General features: G+C 67.8%; 13 protein-coding genes. 6 read left to right on the forward strand and 7 right to left on the reverse strand.

Annotated features, from left to right (window positions below; genetic code table 11):
• Positions 1 to 25 precede the first annotated feature (25 nt).
• Positions 26 to 1,795: a biotin carboxylase N-terminal domain-containing protein gene (locus tag AB0P21_RS13205; RefSeq protein ID WP_363696290.1), complete on the forward strand. Its 1,770-nt coding sequence runs from the start codon at positions 26 to 28 to the stop codon at positions 1,793 to 1,795.
• A 70-nt stretch (positions 1,796 to 1,865) separates the two neighbouring features.
• Positions 1,866 to 2,732 carry a peptidylprolyl isomerase gene (locus AB0P21_RS13210; RefSeq protein WP_363696292.1) on the forward strand — a complete coding sequence of 289 codons (867 nt, stop codon included), beginning with the start codon at positions 1,866 to 1,868 and terminating at the stop codon, positions 2,730 to 2,732.
• Here AB0P21_RS13210 and AB0P21_RS13215 read toward each other — a convergent pair.
• From AB0P21_RS13215 to AB0P21_RS13225, 3 genes are all read right to left on the reverse strand, one after another.
• Positions 2,729 to 3,910 carry a glycoside hydrolase family 76 protein gene (locus AB0P21_RS13215; RefSeq protein ID WP_363696294.1) on the reverse strand — a complete coding sequence of 394 codons (1,182 nt, stop codon included), beginning with the start codon at positions 3,908 to 3,910 and terminating at the stop codon, positions 2,729 to 2,731. The genes AB0P21_RS13210 and AB0P21_RS13215 overlap by 4 nt on opposite strands.
• 84 nt (positions 3,911 to 3,994) lie before the next feature.
• Positions 3,995 to 5,209, reverse strand: a complete 1,215-nt coding sequence (locus AB0P21_RS13220) for a SpoIID/LytB domain-containing protein (RefSeq protein ID WP_363696296.1) — start codon at positions 5,207 to 5,209, stop codon at positions 3,995 to 3,997.
• Positions 5,206 to 6,798 carry an N-acetylmuramoyl-L-alanine amidase gene (locus AB0P21_RS13225; protein WP_363696298.1) on the reverse strand — a complete coding sequence of 531 codons (1,593 nt, stop codon included), beginning with the start codon at positions 6,796 to 6,798 and terminating at the stop codon, positions 5,206 to 5,208. The genes AB0P21_RS13220 and AB0P21_RS13225 overlap by 4 nt, the downstream gene beginning before the upstream one ends.
• A 133-nt stretch (positions 6,799 to 6,931) precedes the next feature.
• On the opposite strand from AB0P21_RS13225, the gene AB0P21_RS13230 reads away from it, so the two are divergent.
• Together AB0P21_RS13230 and AB0P21_RS13235 are read left to right on the forward strand one after the other, a co-directional pair.
• Complete coding sequence (locus tag AB0P21_RS13230; RefSeq protein WP_363696300.1) at positions 6,932 to 7,423, forward strand: helix-turn-helix domain-containing protein; 492 nt, start codon at positions 6,932 to 6,934, stop codon at positions 7,421 to 7,423.
• A gap of 116 nt (positions 7,424 to 7,539) precedes the next feature.
• Complete coding sequence (locus tag AB0P21_RS13235; RefSeq protein WP_363696301.1) at positions 7,540 to 8,385, forward strand: hypothetical protein; 846 nt, start codon at positions 7,540 to 7,542, stop codon at positions 8,383 to 8,385.
• 47 nt (positions 8,386 to 8,432) lie between these two features.
• Here the strand turns inward: AB0P21_RS13235 and AB0P21_RS13240 are convergent, their stop codons facing one another.
• A complete protein-coding gene (locus AB0P21_RS13240) occupies positions 8,433 to 9,827 on the reverse strand; it encodes a PLP-dependent aminotransferase family protein (protein ID WP_363696303.1) in 1,395 nt (464 codons plus the stop codon).
• A gap of 76 nt (positions 9,828 to 9,903) precedes the next feature.
• Between AB0P21_RS13240 and AB0P21_RS13245 the strand changes: the two genes are divergently transcribed.
• Both AB0P21_RS13245 and AB0P21_RS13250 read left to right on the forward strand, forming a co-directional pair.
• Positions 9,904 to 10,449, forward strand: coding sequence for a GNAT family protein (locus AB0P21_RS13245; RefSeq protein ID WP_363696304.1), 546 nt, complete (start codon positions 9,904 to 9,906; stop codon positions 10,447 to 10,449).
• Positions 10,446 to 10,892 carry a DUF4440 domain-containing protein gene (locus AB0P21_RS13250; protein ID WP_363696306.1) on the forward strand — a complete coding sequence of 149 codons (447 nt, stop codon included), beginning with the start codon at positions 10,446 to 10,448 and terminating at the stop codon, positions 10,890 to 10,892. Before AB0P21_RS13245 ends, AB0P21_RS13250 begins: the two co-directional genes overlap by 4 nt.
• Before the next feature lie 10 nt (positions 10,893 to 10,902).
• Here AB0P21_RS13250 and AB0P21_RS13255 read toward each other — a convergent pair whose 3' ends face one another.
• From AB0P21_RS13255 to AB0P21_RS13265, 3 genes are read right to left on the reverse strand one after another with little or no spacing between them, the layout of a single operon-like run.
• Positions 10,903 to 11,799 carry a hypothetical protein gene (locus AB0P21_RS13255; RefSeq protein WP_363696307.1) on the reverse strand — a complete coding sequence of 299 codons (897 nt, stop codon included), beginning with the start codon at positions 11,797 to 11,799 and terminating at the stop codon, positions 10,903 to 10,905.
• A gap of 26 nt (positions 11,800 to 11,825) precedes the next feature.
• Positions 11,826 to 13,058, reverse strand: a complete 1,233-nt coding sequence (locus tag AB0P21_RS13260; protein ID WP_363696308.1) for a glycosyltransferase 87 family protein — start codon at positions 13,056 to 13,058, stop codon at positions 11,826 to 11,828.
• A gap of 26 nt (positions 13,059 to 13,084) precedes the next feature.
• Positions 13,085 to 14,224 carry a glycosyltransferase 87 family protein gene (locus tag AB0P21_RS13265; protein WP_363696310.1) on the reverse strand — a complete coding sequence of 380 codons (1,140 nt, stop codon included), beginning with the start codon at positions 14,222 to 14,224 and terminating at the stop codon, positions 13,085 to 13,087.
• Between the last annotated feature and the right edge of the window lie 147 nt (positions 14,225 to 14,371).

The raw sequence follows: 14,371 nt of genomic DNA on the forward strand, positions 1-14,371 counted from the left end.
CGGCCGGGCCGAAGGGAGTTCAGCTGTGTCTGACAGCAAGCGCATCACCAAGGTTCTGGTCGCCAACCGGGGCGAGATCGCCGTCCGGGTCGTCCGCGCCGCCGCGGACGCGGGACTGGGCAGCGTCGCCGTGTACGCCGAGCCCGACCGCGACGCCCTGTTCGTCCGGCTGGCCGACGAGGCCTACTCGCTGGACGGCGCGACGCCGGCCGACTCCTACCTGAACATCGCCAAGATCCTCGACGTCGCGGCCCGCTCCGGCGCGGACGCGGTGCACCCGGGGTACGGCTTCCTGGCCGAGAACGCCGAGTTCGCGCAGGCCGTGATCGACGCCGGCCTGATCTGGATCGGCCCGCCGCCGTCGGCGATCGACTCGCTCGGCGACAAGGTGAAGGCCCGGCACATCGCCGAGAAGGTCGGCGCCCCGCAGGTCCCCGGCACGCCGAACCCGGTCGCCGACGCGGACGAGGTGGTGGCCTTCGCCACGGAGTACGGGCTGCCGATCGCGATCAAGGCGGCGTACGGCGGTGGCGGTCGCGGGATGAAGGTCGCCCGCACGCTGGAGGAGATCCCGGAGCTGTTCGAGTCGGCGACCCGCGAGGCGGTCAGCGCCTTCGGTCGCGGCGAGTGCTTCGTCGAGCGCTACCTGGACAAGCCACGGCACGTCGAGACCCAGTGCCTGGCCGATGCCCACGGCAACGTCGTGGTGATCTCCACCCGGGACTGCTCGCTGCAGCGCCGCTACCAGAAGCTGGTCGAGGAGGCGCCCGCGCCGTTCATCTCGGCCGAGCAGCTCGAGACGCTCTACACGTCGTCGAAGGCGATCCTGCGCGAGGCCGGGTACGTCGGCGCCGGCACCTGTGAGTTCCTGATCGGCCAGGACGGCCTGATCTCCTTCCTCGAGGTGAACACCCGGCTGCAGGTCGAGCACCCGGTCAGCGAAGAGGTGACCGGCATCGATCTGGTCCGGGAGATGTTCCGGATCGCCGACGGTGAAGAGCTCGGCTACGACGACCCGGAGGTCTCCGGCCACTCGATCGAGTTCCGGATCAACGCCGAGGACCCGGGCCGCGGCTTCCTGCCCGCGCCTGGCACGCTGACCAAGTGGCACGTGCCGTCCGGTCCGGGCATCCGGCTCGACGGCGGGTACGACGAGGGTGAGACCGTGCCGGGGTCGTTCGACTCGCTGGTGGCCAAGCTGATCGTCAGCGGCCGCGACCGGACCCAGGCGCTGGAGCGGTCCCGCCGCGCGCTGAAGGAGTTCGTGGTCGAGGGCATGCCGAGCGCGGTGCCGTTCCACGCGGCCGTGGTGAGCGACCCGGCCTTCGTCGGCGACGACGGCTTCCAGGTGCACACCCGCTGGATCGAGACCGAGTTCGACAACCAGATCCCGCCGTACGACGGCGGCACCGACGTGGCCGAGCAGGGCGAGCGCGAGAAGGTCACCGTCGAGGTCGGCGGCAAGCGTCTCGAGGTCGTTCTCCCGGCCGGCCTGGGCTCCTCGGGCGTCGCCTCCACCGGTACTGCGAAGAAGAAGCCTTCGCGGCGCGCGGGGAGCAGCGGTAAGGCAGCCGCCTCGGGCGACTCGCTCACCTCGCCGATGCAGGGCACCATCGTCAAGCTCGCCGTCGAGGAAGGCGCGACGGTCGCCGAGGGCGACCTGATCGTGGTCCTGGAGGCGATGAAGATGGAGCAGCCGCTGAACGCCCACAAGGCCGGCACGGTAACTGGGCTGTCGGCCGAAGTAGGCGCCACCGTGGCTGCTGGTGCGGCTATTTGCGAAATCAAAGACTGAAACACAGGTCTTTCTCAGCATTTACCGGTAGCTTCCCTGCAGGATTGCCGCGAGGTGAGGAGAACTCTGCATGTCCAGGAAGACCCACGAGCATCAGCTGGCTCAACGCAAGGCGCAGCGTCAGGCGGAGCGGCAGGCTGAACGCGCCAAGCAGCGCCGGATGGTGGCGGTGACGATCGCGTCGATCATCGCGGTGGTCGCGGTGATCGGCGGCGTGGTGGTGCTGATCGCCAAGAACACCGGGAACGACACCGCGGTGGGTGGCAGCCCGGATCCGTCGGCACCGGCGGCGGGCGCGGAGAACAAGCCGGTCTCGATCCCGACCGCGATCGCACCGGCACCGAAGCGGGCCAAGCCGCTCGCGGCGGAAGTGGACTGCAGCTACGCCAAGTCCGCCGAGCCGGCCAGCAAGAAGGTCGACGCGCCGGCCAACGGCAAGGTGAAGGCCAGCGGCACCTCGCCGGTCACCCTGAACACCTCGGTCGGCGAGCTGCACTTCACCCTGGACAGCGCGCTCGCGCCCTGCACGGTGAAGAGTTTCCTGAGCCTGGTCGGGCAGAAGTACTTCGACGGCACCAGCTGCCACCGGCTCACCGTCGGCGACGGCCTGCAGGTGCTGCAGTGTGGCGACCCGTCGGGCACCGGCAGCGGCGGCCCCGGCTACAGCTTCAAGGACGAGGTGTACCCCGAGCTGAAGTACGGCCGCGGCGTGCTCGCGATGGCCAACTCGGGCCCGAACACCAACGGCAGCCAGTTCTTCGTCGTCTACGGCAACGCCGGACTGCCGCCGTCGTACACGGCCTTCGGGACGGTCGACAAGGCCAGCCTGGAAGCGATCGACAAGGTCGCCAACGCTGGTGTGGTCCCGCAGGGCGGGCCTACCGACGGCAAGCCCGCCACACCGGTCGAGATCAAGACCGTCACCGCGGCAAGTTAGGCCAGTTCGTCGTACTTGCTGCGCGGCCAGGCCAGCAAGGCGTCGATCTGCACCATGCCGGACTGCTCCAGCAACTGGACCGGTCCTTCGGCGAAGTGGAAGAGGCCCGTGGCAGGATCACGGGTCTCTTTCCATGCCCGGTCCGAGTACGCCTCGGCGACCGCCTTGTACTTGCGGTCAGGGGAGATCGAGTCGAGGATCAGCAGGTTCTTGAAGTAGATCGCGTTGAACCTGGTCGGCTGCTTCCACAGCCGGTCCTCGGCGCCGTAGAAGGCCAGCGACGCCTTCGCCAGCGCCTTGGCGTCGGTCAGGTACTTCTTCTCGTGCGTTGCCTTGTACAACAAGGCTCCGGCGCCGAGCATCACGCCCTGGTTGTAGCTCCACTGGGTCTTCTCGACCGTGCCGGCCAGGTCGATGTGGTCCCAGTACAGGCCGTTCGGGGCCAGCATGCACTTCTGCGCCCAGTCGTACATCTTCTTCGACCAGGTCAGGTACGACTTGTCCCGGGTCAGCAGGTAGAGATGCGCGCCGAGCTCGGCGCCCGGACCGTTGGAGATGGTGTTGCGGTCCTGGCTCCAGGGCGCCTGGGTCCAGAACGTGCCGCCCGCGCACGGGTGCGACGGGTCGGTGTCCCAGCCGTGGATCACGAGCGTGAAGATCTCCTTCGCCCGGGCCAGCGACGAGCGGTCACCAGTCCGCTGGTACTGCTGGATCAGGTGCAGCCCGATCCACTCGTTGTCGTCGTAGAACTTGTCACCGCCCTGCCCGAGCGGCGGCCGCAGGTAGGAGTCGTAGCCCTTCGGCGTGGTGGTCGCGTTCCAGTACGGCTGGTACGCCGCCAGCCGGCGGTCGGCCTCCTTGTCGGCCTTGCGCCCTGAGCCGGGGATGCCGGCCAGGTTCTCGGCAGCGACCGCGGCCTGCGAGTACGGCCAGATATAGGAGTAGGGGTTCTGCTGCTCGTTCGGGTACTCCTCCAGCAGCAGCCCTTGGTTGCCGGTGTCGAAGTACTTGTTGAGTGCCTGGTACGACGCCTGGGCCTTCGCCGCCGGCGAGTGTGGGCTCCCGGTCACGGTGTCACCCTTCGCGTCGGCGGCTGGGGTGTGCAGCGCGGCCAGCATCCCGACCGCGAGCAAGCCACCGGCAATCCGTTGAGTTGGTATACCAAATTTTCTGCGCATCGACCTGCTCCTCCTGGGGCGGCGGCGATTGACATCGATGTCACGTTCTAGCTGGCCAGGGGATTCGCCGTCAATGGCTCAGCGTCATCCGGGTTCTTCCGTAGTTGACATATTAAGTGAGGTCGGCTGGACCCCCGCGAACCCGAACCAGGCCGAGCGCAGGTGCAGCCGCAGCCGGACCTGATCGCCGGTCAGCACCACCTTGCCCTTCGAGCCGACCGCCTGGACCGAGGTCACCCGCCCGCCCGACGGACCGACACCGGTCCTGCGGAGCACCCGAAGGCTTCGCAAGGCGCCCACCCCGAAAGCGGCCTGCAACTGCGCGCTGGTCCGGGTGACCGACCAGGTGGCATTCGGGTTCCTGTTGCCCGGATACGCATCCCAGCCGTCCAGCTTCATCACCTGGTACGCCGTATCGCCGGTCGCCGTGGCGCCGCCGTTCGACGACGAGAACTCGGCCATGATCGGCTTGCCCTTGTAGAGCCGGATCTGCCCGGCCGTGGCCGCGATCGCGTTGTTGGTCGAGTTCTTCTCGTCGTTGTAACCGCCGTAGACCTGGCAGGACGTGGTGTCGCACAGGTCGTAGGCCCGCCGGGTGGCGCGGTTGCGGTGGAAGACCGAATAGGTGCGTGCGGCAACTGATTGCACCTGCAGCGCGGCCGGCCGCCAGCTCGTCACGGCTTCGCGCGGAACCACGCCGCGCAGATACAGCTCCAACGAGAGGACGTTGATGGTGTCGAAGTGGGCGCCGGACAGGTCGGCGGACCGCAGTACGCCGCGATAGCGCCGGACCGCGCCACTGGGCAGTACCAGGGAGATCACCGTCGGGCCCTCGAACTGGCCCATCCCGGTCAGCGTCTTCCAGACCGTCCAGGTCGTCGCCTTGGCGTTGTACGAGCTGACCTTGGCGCCGTGTTCGCCGTACGGGTCGATCGACCACTGGTTGCGAGTCGATGCCGTCGGCAACGTGTAGAGCTTGCCGGTCCGCAGGTCACGCAACCGCAGTTTGTTGGCCGCGGCAACCCGGACGCCGTCGGTGGTGTCGGCGCTGATCCGGACCCGGATCGCCCCGTTCGCCTTGCCCACCGTCGTTCCGGGGTAGTAGAAGTCCAGGATCGACTTCGCCGACCGGCCCGCGATCGCCGCCCCCTGCGCGCCGTACTGCGACATACCGCGGCCGTGGCCGAAGCCGCGACCGGTGATGGTCTGGGTCGCCTCGGTCTCAGGTGGTGGGGCCGCCTGGGCAGTTGCGCTCAGCAATGTCGAGCCGAGGGCGATGGCAACGATCAGGCGGTTCACGAGACGTAGACCTTCTGCGCGCGGTTGCTGAAGGTCAGGGTGCCGCGCTGGAACTTCTGCCGCAGCCCGCCCTTGACCTTGTACATGTCGGTGATCGGCAGGCCGACCTTCGACCGCTCGGCGCCGAGCGCGGCGTACTTGCGGTGGATCATCCCGGCGACCGGCCGCATCGCGGTGCGCTTCGACCAGTACAGGCCGCCGTTCTGGAACGACTGCACCTTGCTGCCGGTGACCCGGCCGACGCGGTACTCGCTGGTCGGCAGGCCGAGCAGCCCGTCGGGGCCGAACTGGCGGTAGCGGGTGCGGAACAGGCCCGTCACCGAGTGCGCGCCGCTGGCCTTCGACCAGTAGATGTCCCGCGCGCTGAAGTAGGTGGCCCGGCCGGTCTTGGTCCGGTGCTCACCCCAGAACGGTTGCCCGGTCACCCGGAATCCGCCGAGGGTCTTGGCGAACCGGTAGATCTCGGTGGAGACGCTCTTGCCCATCAAGATGTTGGTTCGTTGCTTCAGCCAAGGAAGTTTGGAGTACAGGTTCTTGCCCGGGCAGGCGGTCGCCTTGGTGTCCTTGTGGCCGGAGACGGTGTGCAGCTTGCTGCCGGCCAGCACGATCGTGGCCAGCGGCGAGCGGTAGTTGGCGTCCAGCTTCCAGGCGATGATCCGGGCCGTCGTCTCCAGCATCGGGGCGGGCGGCGCGACCTGGTCGAAGTTGCCGATCAGCGAGACGCCGAACGAACTGGCGTTGTACGACCCGGTGTGCGCGCCGAGCACCGGCAGTTGCGCACCGCCGTACCGGCCCTCGAAGGCGCGGCCGAACCGGTCGACGAGGAAGTTGTAGCCCAGATCGCACCAGCCACGGCTCTTCACGTGGTACGCGTACATGCTGCGGACCATCGCCGGCACCTGGGTGCGGGTGTAGTTGTTGCGATCAGCGGTGTGGTGCACGAAGGCGGCCTGGACGGTGCCGGTGTACTTCGGCTTCACGCAGGCCTTGCCGTTGTGCGCGCGGAGCCGTTCGTCGGCGCCCCACGCGCGCCGGCTCACCATCGGCGGCATCGGGTACGGCGCTCTGGCGGCCTCGGCCTCCACCGGATCCTCGACGGTCGGCGGCTCGGCGTCGGCGGCCCTGATGCCAGGATTGATCAGCGCGACCTTGGCATCGGTGATCTTCGTGCCGTCGAGCGTTGTGAGGGAGGTCTGGATGCCATTGGCGTTGCCGACCCAGAACGGCTCGGTGCCGGAGCGCTCGACGCCTTCGGTGGTCCCGGTCGCCGGACCGTGGTCGTCCTCGACCGGCAACGCCTCCCAGGCCGACCACTGGCCATCGCGCTGGACCCGGACCTTGACCTGCACCTGGGCAGAGTCCTTGCGGTAGGGCCAGGTAACACCGACCATGCCGAACGGCTTGGTCTGCTGGGCCTCGGCAGTCGAGTACTGCGAACCCTGGGTGAGCGGCAGCTCTTCGTAGGTCGGATCGGCCACCGGGACGGTCTGGACGACCGGTACTTCGGCAGAGGCGGGCGCGAGCGGCGCGAACAGGGCCAGGCCTGTCACCGCGGTCAGCGCCAGTCGGGGTGAGAAGGTCTTGCTCATCGGACAGCCTTCTGCTAGACGGGACAGCAGTAATCGATTATGCGCACCGCGTGACCGACATCCGCGCATTTTCGTCACCCTGCGTGGCGTCGGTAGGCTGGCTGCTGAAATCGAAGCGACCAGGGGGTTTGCGATGGCGAACCGGTTCCGGCCCGAGGATCTGTCCTGCCCGTTGTCGACCACGCTGCGGCATGTCGGCGAGTGGTGGACGTTGCTGATCCTGCACGACGCCTTCGACGGCTACACCCGGTTCGACGAGTTCCAGCGGAACCTGAAGATCTCGTCCAGCATGCTGACCACGCGGTTGCGGACGCTGGTCGAGGACGGGCTGCTGGAACGTACGCAGTACCAGGAGAAACCGGCGCGGTACGAGTACGTGCTGACCGAGCTCGGGCGGTCGCTGCGGCCGGTGATCGTCACGCTGGCGGCGTGGGGCAACGAGCGGCTGCCGGCCGGTGAGCGGACGATGATCCTGGTCGAGGCCGAGAGCGGCGACGAGGTCGAGCCGGTGGTGGTGGATCGGGCCAGCGGCCGGCGGGTCGACGGACCGGAGTATGTGTTCACCGCGGGACCTGCTGCCTCGGAAGCCATGCGGCGCCGCTACGAGCCGCCGCGAACGCGTTGACGCCGCCGCACCGCCAACGCTCTGTTTTTCAGCTTTTTCAGGAGATTCTCAGGAGATTTCGGTCGCTTTCGACCGCCCGGTAGGCTCGACGCAACACTCGTCGAGGAAGGCCCGACATGAAGTTCATCCTGCTGATCGCGGTCATCGCGATCGCCGTCCTGGCGTACCGCTCGTATCGGCGGACGCAACTCGAGACCAAGAAGAAGCACGAGATCACCGCGGGCGAGCTGGAGTCGGTGAAGCGGACCGCCGACGAGGACATCACCAAGTTCGGCGAAGAGCTGCAGGATCTCGACCTCGACATGGTCGGCAAGGACCTCGGCGACGGCGCCCGGCAGGACTACCAGCGCGCGCTGGACTCCTACGAGTCGGCCAAGTCCGCGGTCGGCCAGGTCACCGAGGCCGAGCAGATCCGGCACGTGATCGAGATCCTCGAGGACGGCCGGTACGCGATGGCCTGCGTCCGCGCCCGGGTCAACGGCGAGCCGCTGCCGCAGCGCCGCCCGTCCTGCTTCTTCAACCCGCAGCACGGCCCGTCGGTCGCCGACGTCACCTGGTCGCCCCCCGGTGGTGCCCCGCGTGAGGTCCCGGCCTGCGCCGCGGACGCCGAGCGCGTCCGCGCCGGTGCCGACCCGGACATCCGCAAGGTGATGGTCGGCCCGCAGCGCGTCCCGTACTGGGAGGCCGGCCCGGCCTACTCCCCCTACGCCCAGGGCATGTTCGGCGCCCTCGGCGGTGTGATGACCGGCATGTTCATCGGCACCATGCTCGGCGGCATGTTCGCCGGCGGCGGCTACGGCGACATGGCCGGCGGCGGCTTCGAAGGCGGCGACGGCGGCGGTGACTTCGGCGGCGGAGACGGCGGCTCCGGCGACTTCAGCGGCGACGGCGACTTCAGCGGTGGCGGCGACAGCGGCGGCTGGGACTTCGGCGGCGGAGACTTCGGCGGCGGCGACTTCTGATCTGCGCTGGTTGACCCCCGGAAGCCATCAGGCTTCCAGGGGTCTTCTCATCTCGCGAGTAGGTCGGCGATCTGTTCTATTCCTTGGGCGATGGCGGACTCGTTCAAGTTGCCGAAGCCGAAGACGATGCCCGCATTGGACGTCGAGCCGGGTGATCGGTAGGGCGTGAGCCCGTGCAACCCGACAGAACGCTCGGCGGCCGCGGCGATCGTGTGGGCTTCGTCCGTGACCAGTGTCGCGAGCGCGTGGAACCCGGCGTCGAGGCCGGTCAGCGGTAGGTGGGGTGCGTGAGCGGCGAGCGAATCGATCAGCGTCCGCCGGCGGGCGGCGTACGTCTTGCGCATCCGCCGCAGGTGGCGGTCGTAGCGGCCGGACTCCATCAGCCAGGCGAGCGTGAGCTGATCCAGACCTGACGACCCGTGGTCGGCATATCGCTTCTCGGCGGCGAGGTCACGCAGCAGGTACGCCGGGGGCACCGCCCAGCCGAGTCGCACAGCCGGGCCGAGCGCCTTGCTCACCGAACCGAGGTAGACGACGCGATCCGGCGCCAGACCCTGCAGACTGCCGACCGGCGACTTGTCGTAGCGGAACTCCGAGTCGTAGTCGTCTTCGATCACCAGACCGTCGACCTGCCGAGCCCAATCGATCAAGGCCAACCGGCGAGCCGGGGACAGCACGACTCCGGTCGGCGTCTGGTGCGCGGGCGTGAGGATCGCCGCCGTCGCCCCCGTACTGCGAAGCTCGTCGACGACCATCCCTTCCTCGTCGACCCGCACCGGCACCGCCTGCAGGCCGGCCCGGCGGATCATCGACGGCATCGCGGGGTGACCGGGATCCTCGACGGCGACAGCTCTGGCTCCCCGCGCCTTCAGCACGGCCAGCGTCAACGCGGCGCCCTGGGTGAAGCCCGTCGTGACGACCATCCCGCCGCTGTCGGCGACCACACCGCGGACCCGGCGAAGATACGAAGCAGCGATCTCCCGCAGACGCAGCGATCCCGCGGACGGACCGTAGTCGATGTCGCGGGCAGACGCAGTACGAGCAACCTCGCGGCAGGCCCACACCCAGTCGCGCATCGGGAAGCTGCGCAGGTCGGGGAGGCCCGGGGTGAAGTCGATAGCCACTGACCGCCCGCCAACGGACGGCGCCGGCTCCACACGACTCTGCCGAAGCGCCGGTGCCGCTCGAGTCGGCGCACCTGCACTGGTGACCAGGTACCCCTCGGCACTGAGCTGCTCGTAGACGGTCTGCACCAGCCCGCGTGAGATCCCCAGATCGGCCGCCAGCGTGCGGGACGACGGCAACCGTTCACCAGGGCTGAGTCGCCCCGAGCGCAGCGCGTCCCGCAACGCTTCCCGCAGCTGCGACCCCAACGGCTCGTCGGCATCGCGCTCGAGCCGCAGAGCCAGCTCAGGAGTCAAACCGGACCACTCAATTGCCACAAAACTGGACTATAACGCGAGGCCAGTTGCTTCCTAGGATCGGCGCACGAAGCGTTGACCAGGGAGGGGTGTTGTCGTGTTCGCGATCGACTTGGGGGACGGCGCCGAGCTCCGACCGCTGGAGCCGTGGCAGGCCGAGGAGTTCCTCGCACACATGGACCGCGCGCGGGAAGGCGTCGACCCGTGGATCCCGTGGGCGGGCCGCAGTACGGATCTGGACTCGGCGCGCGCGACGCTGCAGCGGTACAGCGATCTCGCGGCGCGCGACGCCGGCCGGCTGTACGGGATCTGGCTGGACGGCGTGCTGGTCGGCGGCACCATGTTCGTCAGCTTCGAGGTTGCCTATGGCAACTGTGAGATCGGCTGCTGGCTGGAGCCCGCCGGGCAGGGCCGCGGACTGGTGACCAAGGCAACGAAGTACCTGATCGACTGGGCGGTCTGGGAGCGCGGGATGCACCGGATCGAGTGGATCACCCGGCCGGACAACACCGCGAGCAGCAACATCGCCCGGCGACTCGGGATGAAGCTGGACGGCGTACTGCGTGAGCAGTATCCGCACAACGGCGTCCGGTACGACTCGGAGGTCTGGGCGTTGCTGGCCACGGAATGGCGCACCCGATGACGGATGCCACAGCCATTGAGGCGATCGTGCAGACCTTCTTCAGCGCCTTCACCTCCGGCCCCGAGTGCGCGGAGCGGCTCGACGCCTTGCCGGAGGTGTTCTTGCCCGAGGCCATCATCGTCCGCACCTGCGGGATGACCCCGACCGTGTACGGCGTCGACGACTTCATCGCTCCCCGGCTTGCTCTGCTCACCGGCGGCACTCTCATCGACTTCAAGGAGTGGGTGCTGTCCGGGTCGATCGAGGTGTTCGGCGACATCGGTCAGTGGTACGGCAGCTACGCGAAGTCCTGGGTGCAGGACGGCGAATCCTTCACCGGCAAGGGGATGAAGACGATCCAGTTCGTCCGTACCGCGGCCGGCTGGCGGATCAGCGCCGCCGCCTGGGACGACGAGCGCGACGGCATCGTGATCCCGGCCGGCCGCAGTACGGCTGCTGCGTAGGTGCTGAGGGCTACTCGCCGTTGAAGTTGCCGGCCGCGTCGTAGGCGACCAAGGAGTAGACCGGGTTCTTGAGGGTTCCGGGCAGCTTGCCGAGGTCCTGGATGACCGTGGTGGTGCCGGTGGCGTGGCCGACGGCGAACAGCTTGGCGCCGCCGGTCTCCTTGTCGATCGCGGTGAGCAGGACGCCCTTCTGGCCGCAGCGCTCGGCGACCAGCGAGTCGTAGGTGTCCCAGCCGCTGCCGCGGACCTGCTTGACGATGGTCTTGCTGGTCGACGCGAGCGGGATCTGGATCGTGTAGAGCCCGCCGCCGCGCAGGTTGGCCAGGAACGTGTCGTACGTCGCGGTCTGGCTGATCAGCGTCAGCGTCTTCACCGACGCGAATCCGGTGTAGGTCCCGGTCTTCTTCCAGGTCTTGCCGGGGGCCCAGCGGGTGATCGTGCCGGTGTTGGTCAGGCCGTAGAAGTTGGTGTGCCCCTCGATCGAGCCGAGGTACTTCTGCCAGATCGACAGGTTGACCGACTTGTAGTCACCCCAGCCGCCGCCGATGTTGCTCTGCAGGAGGGTCCCGTTCGGCTGGAGGACCTGGCTGGTCAGGGTGGTGCCGACCACCGCGAGGGCGGAGGAGGTCACGGTGCCGTCGGTGCCCAGGACGGCCTCCCAGTACGTCATCGCCTTGACCGCGCCCGGCGTGAACTTCTGCCCACCGAGGTTGGACGTGTTCTGAGGCGGCTTGGTGGCGGTGATGCCGTTGCCGTCGAGAGTGCCCTGCGGCGATACGGAGTACAGGCTCATCGAGCACGGGGTGGCGGGGGCCGTGGTCGTCGCGGTCGCTACCGAAGTGCCGGCCAGGCCGCCGGCCAGTACAGCCAGGGAGCCCAGGAAGGCCGCGCGCTTGGTCAGGTTCATGTGGTTCGGTCCTCTCGTGGTGTTCGTCAGAGGACTTGATGCGGATCCGGACCGGTTGGTTGTCGCCGCTCCGACATTTCGGCCTTCCTCGAAACCTGGGTCTTCCCGAGGCGGCCGACGGCCAGCAGAATGGCGGCGACCAGCGAGAGCCACAGGTAGGCGTTGCCCGCCAGCAGCTGAACAGAATTCCAGCTGAGCTCGCGGTTGTCGCCGCGCGGCGGCCACCAGATCGGCGCCAGCACGAACAGCCCCATCCAGGTCAATGCCGTCGGCAACGGCCAGCGGCGACCCACCTTGCTTGCCGTCAGCAATGAGACGCCGAGTGGGATGCACCAGACCCAGTGGTGGCTCCAGGACACCGGCGAGCAGAACAGGCCGATCGTCGCCGTGACGGAGACCGCGGCCAACTGCTCACCACGCCGCCAGAGGTTGCGACTCAGCCAGAGCCCCGCGACGACGGTCATCAGTACTACGACCTGCCACAGCCGGCCGCCGCCTTCCAAGTGACCGGTGACTCTGATCAGGAACCCGTTCCACGACTGGTTGCCGGAGTAGGCCAAGCCGCCGATCCGACTGGTGTCGGCGAGCAGACTCGTCCAGTACTCGTACGCCGTCCGCGGGGTGATCAGGAAGCCGATCAACACGGTCGCCGCAAAGGCCGCCGAGGCGTGTGCGAGCGCCTTCCACTGCCGGGTGACGAGCAGCAGGCCGAAGAAGACCAGCGGGGTCAGCTTGATCCCGGCGGCCAGACCGAGCCAGATACCTCGGCCCGTTCGGCTTTTCGGCCCGAGTACGTCGTACAGGATCACGGCGCAGAGGATCAGGTTGATCTGACCATACGAGACCGTCTCGCGCACCGGCTCGATCAGCAGCGACGCCGCGGCCACGGCGATCATCACCGCAGGATGCAGGCCTTTCTTCAAGGCTTGTTTGAGGCTCAACCGCCAGACCGCCACGAGTGCGACCAACGAGGCGGCGATCGAGGCGCCGTACGCGAGTGGCCACGGCAGCAGCGAGACCGGAGCCATCACCACCCCACCGAAGATCGGATAGGTGAACGGCATCGAGATGTAGCGCAGCCGGGTCGTGTAGAGACTCGACGGATCGGCCAGCAACGCGGCGCCACCCAGCCGATAGACCTTGAGATCGGCGCCGGTGTGGTCCCACAAGAACGGCAGCGCCGCGGCCACCACCACACAAACCCCCGCAGCCAGCCACCATCGGCGCTTGACCGGGTCCCCCAGGCTCCCCGTAATCACCCGATCCAGCCTGACACCCGATTGGGTCAACTCTGGTCTATGCCACTCCGTCGATTGGATCTCAATCCACAGGTGCCCAGCAGCCCGACCGCCACCAGCGCCGCGATCAGATAGGCATTCCCACTGAACTGCTCCCCGAAGGACCAGTCCAGCTCCCGGTTGTCATGATTCGGCGGCCACCAGATCGGCGCGACCATGAACACCGCCACCCAGAGCACCCCGAACGCCACCTTGTACCGCGGCAGCACCTGGACGACGCTCACCCCGAGCGGAATCGCCCAGACCCAGTGATGACTCCACGACACCGGCGAACACAACAGCCCGATCAACGCGGTCACCGACACCGCCGCGAGCCTCTGGCCGTCAATCCAAAGCTTCCACGTAAGCCATAGACCACCGGTGATAGTGACGGCCACCAGCCCAAGCCAGAGCAGCCCACCCCCATCGAGATCCCCCGTCAGCCGGATCAGAAACCCGTTCCACGACTGATTACTGCTGAACGCCAACCCACCGATCCGCGTCGTCTCCGCCACCAACAACGTCCAGTACTCCGTAGCCCCATGCGGCGTCACCACAAACCCCACCAACACCGTCGCCACGAAGGCCGTCGACGCGTAAGCGAGCGCCTTCCACTGCCTCGTGACCACCAACAACCCGAAAAACACCAACGGCGTCAACTTCACCCCCGCCGCCAACCCCACCCAGATCCCGCGCCCTGCCCGCCGCGCCGGCCCCAGTACGTCGTACAGGATCAACGCACACAACATCAGGTTGACCTGCCCAAACCCCAACGTCTCCCGCACCGGCTCCAACAACAACGCCCCCGCCACCACCCCCAGGAACACCGGCGGCGCCAACACCTTCCCCACCGACAACCGCCACACCGCGATCAGACTCACGACCGTGACGCCTGTCCACACCCCCACCGCCACCACCCACGGCACCACCGCAAACGGCACCATCACCACGGCCGCAAACGGCGGATACGTAAACGGCAACCCCGCCAACCGCACGTCGTACAACGCTGCCGCGTCATCCAGCAGCGTCGCCCCACCCAGCCGATACACCTTCAAATCAACCAGCGAATGCTGCCAAAGCCCCGGCAAAACGATGCCCACAACAACACAAACCCCGAGGGCGAGAGCCCACATCACCCTGGTACGCACGAAGGAATCGTGGCACGCAACCAGCGCAGCTCGGCAGCCGGGCCTCAACAGGAGCTTGTTGATACACCGCACGAATGCTCGAACCACTCGGAAGTGTCCACCGAGCTTACTTCGACGTCAAAACAGGAATGCCGGGACACTCGCCAC

The sequence above is a fragment of the Kribbella sp. NPDC056861 genome (assembly GCF_040687575.1).
GTDB lineage: Bacteria > Actinomycetota > Actinomycetes > Propionibacteriales > Kribbellaceae > Kribbella.